This is a genomic window from Streptomyces sp. JW3 (genome assembly GCF_052216785.1).
Lineage (GTDB): Bacteria > Actinomycetota > Actinomycetes > Streptomycetales > Streptomycetaceae > Streptomyces.
This window is the reverse complement of record NZ_JBQOUX010000101.1, coordinates 20,412-27,708: the sequence shown is the minus strand read 5'-3', so window position 1 is coordinate 27,708 and position 7,297 is coordinate 20,412. Positions and strand designations below refer to the sequence as shown.

The 7,297-nt window shown below is 73.7% G+C and carries 7 protein-coding genes; 1 reads left to right on the top strand and 6 read right to left on the bottom strand.

What is annotated here, in order from left to right; translation table 11 throughout:
* Nucleotides 1–429 (top strand): response regulator transcription factor (locus ACTT8P_RS30395; RefSeq protein ID WP_442834988.1); only part of this gene is annotated, 429 nt, incomplete at its 5' end.
* Between the two features lie 217 nt (nucleotides 430–646).
* Here ACTT8P_RS30395 and ACTT8P_RS30390 read toward each other — a convergent pair.
* From ACTT8P_RS30390 to ACTT8P_RS30365, 6 genes are read right to left on the bottom strand one after another with little or no spacing between them, the layout of a single operon-like run.
* Entirely contained in the window at nucleotides 647–1,417 is a 771-nt protein-coding gene (locus ACTT8P_RS30390) for an SDR family NAD(P)-dependent oxidoreductase (protein WP_442834987.1), read from the bottom strand.
* A gap of 3 nt (nucleotides 1,418–1,420) precedes the next feature.
* Nucleotides 1,421–2,569, bottom strand: a complete 1,149-nt coding sequence (locus tag ACTT8P_RS30385; protein WP_442834986.1) for an acyl-CoA dehydrogenase family protein — start codon at nucleotides 2,567–2,569, stop codon at nucleotides 1,421–1,423.
* A gap of 14 nt (nucleotides 2,570–2,583) precedes the next feature.
* Complete coding sequence (locus tag ACTT8P_RS30380; RefSeq protein WP_442834985.1) at nucleotides 2,584–3,720, bottom strand: thiolase family protein; 1,137 nt, start codon at nucleotides 3,718–3,720, stop codon at nucleotides 2,584–2,586.
* On the bottom strand, nucleotides 3,717–4,529 hold the full coding sequence (locus tag ACTT8P_RS30375) for an enoyl-CoA hydratase/isomerase family protein (RefSeq protein ID WP_442834984.1): 813 nt from the start codon (nucleotides 4,527–4,529) through the stop codon (nucleotides 3,717–3,719). The genes ACTT8P_RS30380 and ACTT8P_RS30375 overlap by 4 nt, the downstream gene beginning before the upstream one ends.
* Entirely contained in the window at nucleotides 4,526–5,710 is a 1,185-nt protein-coding gene (locus tag ACTT8P_RS30370; RefSeq protein ID WP_442834983.1) for a CaiB/BaiF CoA transferase family protein, read from the bottom strand. The genes ACTT8P_RS30375 and ACTT8P_RS30370 overlap by 4 nt, the downstream gene beginning before the upstream one ends.
* On the bottom strand, nucleotides 5,710–7,296 hold the full coding sequence (locus ACTT8P_RS30365) for a FadD3 family acyl-CoA ligase (RefSeq protein WP_442834982.1): 1,587 nt from the start codon (nucleotides 7,294–7,296) through the stop codon (nucleotides 5,710–5,712). Before ACTT8P_RS30365 ends, ACTT8P_RS30370 begins: the two co-directional genes overlap by 1 nt.
* Between the last annotated feature and the right edge of the window lies 1 nt (nucleotide 7,297).

The following is a 7,297-nucleotide window of genomic DNA, read 5'->3' as shown; positions in this document are numbered from 1 at the left end:
GTCCTGGTGCTGACCACCTTCGAGAACGACGAGAACGTGGCCAGGGCGTTGCGGGCCGGTGCCAGCGGTTTCCTCGGCAAGGACAGCAGCCCGGACGCGCTGCTGTCCGGCATCCGCACCGTGGCGGCCGGTGAGGCGCTGCTGTCCCCCGGCGCGACCCGCGCCCTGGTCGCACGCTTTCTGGCCACCCCCGACGACGACGGTACGGTCACGCCGGATGTCGACAACGTCCTGACCGAGCGGGAACGCGAGGTCGTGGCGCTGGCCGCGCACGGCGCGTCCAACACGGAAATCGCCGATCGACTGGTGCTCAGTCCCTTCACCGTACGCAGCCACATCGCCCGGTCGATGGCGAAACTGCACGCGCGTGACCGCGCGCAGCTCGTGGTCGTCGCCTACCAGAGCGGGCTGGTGCGGCCCCGACCGTGACGCCGTCCGTAGGACCGCGTCACGGCGAGCGGTAGCGGCCGGTGCCGGACAGGGCCGAAGTCCGGGACGACCTCAACGGTCCGGTCCGCGGTAGGGCGTCCCGCAGGGGACGCGCGGTGAGCACTGGGACCTGGCGGACTCGGCGTGGTGTGCGCCCTCTGCCGCGAGTGGACCGGGGGGACGGACGTCCAGGCGCCCGGCCGGGAGTCCGGCGCCCTCACACGCTGTATCCCCCGTCGACGCCCAGCGCCTGTCCGGTGATGAACCCCGCCCGGCCGGAGGCGAGGAACGCCACCGCCTCCGCGATGTCCTGGGCCCGCCCGAACCGGCGCAGCGGAATGTTGCGCCGGGTGACGGCCAGGGCCCGCTCGTCCAGTTCGCCGGAGTCGACCAGCCGTCCCGCGATGCCGTCCGTCAGCATGCCGGGGGCGACGCAGTTGACGCGGACGCCGTACCGTCCCTCCTCGGCGGCCAGCGCCCGGGCCACCGCCTCCACGGCGCCCTTCGCGCCCGAGGACAGTCCGTCGCGGACCGGGAAACGCCGGGTGGCGACCGTCGTCACGGCGACGGCGCTGCCCCGGCTGACCCGCAGCAGCGGCAGCGCGGGGTGCACGAGGTTGAAGAACGCCACCGCGTCGGCCTCCAGCTGGGTGCGGTACTGACCCGGGGTGACCTTGCTCAGATGCGTCATCGGCACATGCGGTCCCGCCGCGTAGACCAGAGTGTGCAGGCCACCGAAGTCCGCCGCGGCCTCGCGTACCGCCTGGCCGGTGGCGTCCTCGTCGGTCAGGTCGAGCCGGACGGCCGCCACCCGGCGTCCGCCGTCCGCCACCTCGTCGGCGAGCGCCCGGGCGGCCTCCGCGCTGCTGCGGTAGGTGAACGCGACGTCACTGCCGCGGGCCGCGAGGGTGCGGACGATCGCCGCGCCGATGCCGCCGGTGCCGCCCGCGACGAGCGCCGTGCCCGGCAGGGCCGAGAAGTCCTCCATGTCTCACAACCCCAGGGACTTGGCGATGATGACCTTCATGACCTCGCTGGTCCCGGCGTAGATGCGGGTGATGCGCGCGTCCGCGTACAGCCGGGCGATCGGGTGCTCCAGCAGGTAGCCGTGTCCGCCGAACAGTTGCAGGCACCGGTCGACGGCGCGGGCCTGCGCCTCGGTGCAGAACAGCTTGACCTTGGCGGCGTCGGCGCCGGAGAGCCGGCCGTCGACCAGTTCGAGCACGGCCCGGTCGAGCATCGCCTGCGCGGCCTCCACCTCGGCGGCCACGGCGGCCAGCTCGAACTTGGTGTTCTGGAAGGACGCGACCGTGCTGCCGAACGCCTCGCGTTCCTTCACGTGGGCGAGGGTCGCCTCCAGCGCCGCACGGGCCTGCGCCACCGAGCCGACCGCGACCGTCATCCGCTCCTGCGGCAGGTTGTGCCCGAGGTAGGCGAAGGCCCGGCCCTCCTCGCCGAGCCGGTTGGCGACCGGCACCCGTACGTCGGCGAAGGCCAGCTCCACCGTGTCCTGCGCCTTGATGCCCATCTTGTCCAGCACCCGGCCGCGGCTGAACCCGGGCATGCCGTCCTCCACCACCAGCAGCGTCAGCCCCGCCCGCCGGTCATCGGGATCGTGCGCGGTGCGTGCCACCACGATGACCAGGTCGGCCAGCAGTCCGCCGGTGATGAAGGTCTTCGCGCCGTTGAGGACATAGGTGTCGCCGTCCCGGACGGCGCTCGTCCGGATGCCCGCGAGGTCGGAGCCCGTGCCGGGTTCGGTCATCGCGACGGCGCTCAGCAGCCGCCCGGCGGCCAGCCCGGGGAACCAGCGGGCCCGCTGCTCGCGGTCGGCGTAGGCCAGGAAGTACGGCAGGACCACGTCGAGCTGGGTGCGGACCGTGCCCAGGGTGACCAGGGCGCGGGCCGCCTCCTCCTGGAGGACCACGTTGTAGCGGTAGTCGGGCTGTCCGCCGCCGCCGTACTCCTCGGGGACCGCCATGCCGAGCAGGCCCAGCGAGCCGAGCCGCTCGAAGAAGGAGCGGGGCAGCCGCCCGGCCTTCTCCCACTCGGTGTAGTGGGGGACCACTTCCTTGGCCACGACGTCCCGGACCAGCTCCCGGAAATCCTCGTGGTCGGCGGTGAAGACGTCTCTGCGCACGGTGACTTCCCCGCTCAGTCCGCGAGTTCGACGACGGTGGCGTTGGCGGTGCCGCCGCCCTCGCACATGGTCTGCAGGCCGTAGCGCAGGCCGTGCGCGCGCATGTGGTGGATCATGCGGGTCATCAGGACCGCTCCCGAACCGCCCAGCGGATGGCCCAGGGCGATGGCTCCGCCGAGCGGGTTGAGCCGCTCGGGGTCGGCGCCGGTCTCGGCGAGCCAGGCCAGCGGGACGGGCGCGAACGCCTCGTTGACCTCGAAGACCCCGATCTCCCCGAGCCCGAGCCCCGCCCTGCGCAACACCCTCTCGGTGGCCGGGATCGGCCCGGTCAGCATCAGCACCGGATCGGAGCCGACGACCGCGCCGGCCCGGTAGCGGACCAGCGGCGCCAGCCCCAGCGCGCGGGCCTTCTGCGCGGTCGTGACCAGCAGGGCCGCCGCGCCGTCGGAGATCTGCGAGGCGTTGCCCGCGTGGATCACCCCGTCCTCCTGGAAGGACGGCTTGAGCCTGGCGAGGCTCGCCACGCTGGTGCCGCGGCGGACGCCCTCGTCGGCGTCGACCCCCGCCACCGGCACGATCTGGGCCGTGAACGCCCCCGCGTCCTGCGCCGCCGCCGCCCGTTCGTGCGAGAGCGCCGCGTACGCGTCGACCCGCTCCCGGTTCAGCCCCCACTTGCGCGCGATCCGCTCCGCCGAGACCCCCTGGTTGAAGGCGAATCCCTGGTAGCGGTCGAGGACCTGGGGGCCGTACGGCATCCCGTCCGCCTTCGCAGCGCCGAGCGGCACCCGGCTCATCACCTCCACACCGCCGGCCACGACCACGTCCTGCTGGCCCGACAGGACCGCCTGCACGGCGAAGTCGAGGGCCTGCTGGCTCGATCCGCACGCCCGGTTGACCGTCGTCCCCGGCACGCTCTCCGGCCAGCCCGCCGCCAGCACCGCGTACCGGCCGATGTTGCTCGACTGGTCGCCGATCTGGGACACACAGCCCCAGATGACGTCGTCGACCACCTCCGGGTCGATCCCGGTCCGCTCGGCCAGGGCGCCGAGCACGGCCGCGGACAGGTCCGCGGGATGGACGCCGGACAGGCCACCGCCCCGCTTGCCGACGGCGGTACGGACCGCCCCGACGATCACCGCTTCCCGGTTCACTCCTCGTCCTTCCGTCGTCCGGCGCCGGTGCCGGGCACGGCCCACGCGCCGGTGAAGTGGGCCTCGCGTCCGTCGGCGAACGCCGCGTACGCCTCTCGAACGTCGGCGGTGGCGAAGTTGGCCGCCTGGGCGCGGGCCTCTCCGGCCAGTGCCTCGCGCAGGGTGGCCGTGGCACCCTCGTCGAGCAGCGCCTTGGTCTGCGCGAGCGCGACCGGGGCGCCGGCCACCAGGCGCGCGGTGAGACCGTCGACGAAGGCGTCCGCCTCGTCCTCGGCCACCACCCAGGTCACCAGGCCCAGCGCCCGCGCCTGCTCGGCGTCGATCGTCTCGGCCAGCAGCGCGAGCCGTTTGGCCTGCTGGAGGCCGACGAGCCGGGGCAGCAGCCAGGAGCCGCCGCAGTCGGGGGACAGGCCCCGCCGGGTGAAGATCTGCGAGAACCGGGCCCGCGGCGTCGCCACGACCAGGTCGCAGCCCAGCGCCAGGTTCCAGCCCGCGCCCACCGCCACCCCCGTCACCTTGGCGACCGTCGGCACGGGCAGCTCGTGCAGCAGCAGCGTCACCTCGGTCAGCGTGCGCATGCGGTACACCGGGTGGACGGCGCTGAGTCCCTGGGAGATGTCGGCGCCCGAGCAGAAGGCGTCCCCCGCGCCGGTGAGGACCAGCGCGCGCACGCCCCGGTCCCGCCCGGCCGCCTCCAGGGCCGCGCGCAGGGCGTCCCACAGCTCGGCGTCGATGGCGTTCTTGCGGTGCGGCCGGTTCAGGGTCAGGGTCCGTACGCCGTCGGCGTCGTCGGTGCGCAGCACGGTCACCGTACGGCTCCCTGCTCGCGCAGCGCCGCGATCTCGGCGTCGGTGAGGCCGAGTTCGCCGAGCACGGCGTCGGTGTGCTCGCCCAGCGCGGGCACCGCCCCCATCGGCGGCTCGTACCCCGCGACGACCGGCGGCGGCAGCAGCGCGGGCACCGGCCCGGCCGGGGTGTCGATCTGCCGCCAGCGGTCGCGGGCCGTCAGGTGCGGATGGGCCAGGACGTCGGCCTGGGTGTTGAAACGGGAGTTGCCGATCCCGGCGGCGTCCGCGCGCTGCTGGACGTCGGCCAGGTCGTGCCGGGCGCACCAGGCGGTGATCTCGGCGTCCAGGACGGCCCGGTGGGCCACCCGTCCCGCGTTGGTCGCGAACCGTCCGTCGTCCGCCAGGTCCGGCCGGCCCAGCAGTTCCCGTGCCAGCCGCTGCCACTCGCGGTCGTTGGTGGTGCCCAGCACCACCGTCTGCCCGTCGGCGGTGCGGTGCGCGCCGTACGGGGCGACCGCGGGGGAACCCATGCCGAGCGGCTGCTGTTCGACGCCGGAGTGCCGGGTGTAGGTCAGCGGGTAGCCCATCAGCTCGGTCATCGTGTCGAACATGCTCACCGCGACGGGCGCGACCGGACGTCCCCGTCCCCTGCCGTGCAGCAGGGCCACCACGGACAGCGCCGCGTACAGACCGCTGCCCACGTCGGCCACCGGCGGGCCCGGTTTGGCGGGCGCCCCCGGCCGCCCGGTCACCGCACACGCCCCGGACTCGGCCTGCACGAGCAGGTCGTAGGCGCGCTTGTGGGACAGGGGGCCGCCGGGACCGTACCCGTCGATCTCCGCGGCGATCACGTCCGGGTGCCGCACCGCCAGGTCGGCGGGGGCCAGGCCCAGCTTGGCGGTGGTGCCGGGGGTGAGGTTGGAGACCAGCACGTCGGCGCGGTCCAGCAGCCGGTGCAGCACGGCGAGGCCGGCCTCGGACTTCAGGTCCAGGGCGACCGACTCCTTGCCCCGGTTCGCCCACACGAAGTGGGCGCCCAGACCACCGACCACGTCGTCGTAGTGCCGGGCGAAGTCACCGCCCCGGGGGTTCTCCACCTTGATCACCCGGGCGCCGAAGTCGCCGAGGGCGCGGGTGCACATCGGTGCCGACACGGCCTGTTCCAGCGCCACCACCGTGACCCCGGACAGCGGACCCTCCATCAGCGCTCACCGCCCTTGCCGTAGCGGGCGCGCAGGTCGTCCTTGAGCACCTTCATGCTCGCGTTGCGCGGCAGCGCGTCCACGATCCGGACATGGCGGGGCACCTTGAAGTTGGCCATGTGGTCCCGCGCCCACGCCCGCACGCCGTCCTCGGTGGGACGGGCGTCCGGCGCCGGGACGACGAAGGCGCAGCCCACCTCGCCCAGCCGCTCGTCGGGCACGCCGATGACCGCCGCCTGCGCGATGTCCTCGCACTCCAGCAGCAGCTTCTCGATCTCCGCCGGGTAGGCGTTGAAGCCGCCGACGATGTACATCTCCTTCTTCCGGTCGACGATCACCAGGTTGCCCGCCCCGTCGAGGTGGCCGATGTCCCCGGTGCGCAGCCAGCCGTCGGTGTCGATGGCCGCGGCGGTCTCGTCGGGGTCGTCCCAGTAGCCCCGGGTGACGTTGTAGCCGCGCACCCGGATCTCCCCGTCCTCGCCGGGCGGCGTGTCCTTCCCCGAGGTGTCGGTGAGCCGGACCTCGACGCCGGGGACGGGCCGCCCGGTGGTGCGGGCCACCGTCTGCTCCGTGTCGCCGACGCGGGTGGTGGTGACCAGCGCAGATGCCTCGGTCAGTCCGTAGGCGCTCAGCACGATGTCGAAGGACAGGTCCTTCTTCATGGCGTGGATCAGGGACTCGGGGATCGTCGAGCCGCCCGTCATGGACACCCGCAGCGACGACAGGTCGCGGCCCGGGCGGGTGGGGTGGTGCAGCAGGTCGTGGAAGACGGTCGGCGGACCCAGCAGGATGCCGACCCGCTCCCGTTCGATCAGCTCCAGTGCCCGGCCCGCGTCGAACACGGCCATCGGGATCACCGTCACACCGTGCAGGAACGAGGCGAGCCACCCCGCCTTGTAGCCGAAGCAGTGGAAGAACGGCGGGACGACCAGGAAACTGTCCGAGGCGCGGAAGCCGTACTCCGACGACATCCAGCCGTAGGCCCTGAGCGACTGCCCGTGGGTGAGGACGACGCCCTTGGGGTGGCCGGTGGTGCCGGAGGTGAACATCACGTCGCTGATGTCGTCCGGGGCGAGCCGGTCGACGGCCTCGTGCGCCGCCCGGGAGACGGTGCCCAGGCGCAGGAACTCCTCCCACGCCAGGTCGGCCGCGCCGCGCGGGCCGAGCAGGGACACGGTGGTGGCCAGCGCGGGCAGCTCCGGGTCGGTCCGCCTCAGCTCGGCGGTGTAGTCCGTGCCGAGGAAGGACGCGGCGGCGAACAGCGCCTTCGCGCCGGACCGGCGCAGGATGTAGGAGAGTTCGCCCGCCTTGAACCGGGTGTTGAGCGGGACCAGGATGCCGCCGGCGCCCTGGATGCCCAGCGCGGCCACGATCCACTCGGCCGAGTTCGGCGCGCACAGCCCGACCCGGTCGCCCGGCCCGATGCCCAGCGCCCGCGCCGCCGCCACGGCCCGCAGCATCAGCTCCTCCAGTTCGCGAAAACCGATCCGCCGCTCGCCCTCGACGAGGGCCGTCGCGTCGCCGTGGCGCCGGGCGGCGGCTCTGATCACGTTCGGGATGGAGCGGTGTTCCAGTTCGTGCCGCATG

Coding starts and splice junctions, on each gene's coding strand:
- ACTT8P_RS30390 (WP_442834987.1), bottom strand. CDS start 1,417: ATGGAGGACTTCTCGGCCCTGCCGGGCACGGCGCTCGTCGCGGGCGGC.
- ACTT8P_RS30370 (WP_442834983.1), bottom strand. CDS start 5,710: ATGGAGGGTCCGCTGTCCGGGGTCACGGTGGTGGCGCTGGAACAGGCC.
- ACTT8P_RS30365 (WP_442834982.1), bottom strand. CDS start 7,296: ATGCGGCACGAACTGGAACACCGCTCCATCCCGAACGTGATCAGAGCC.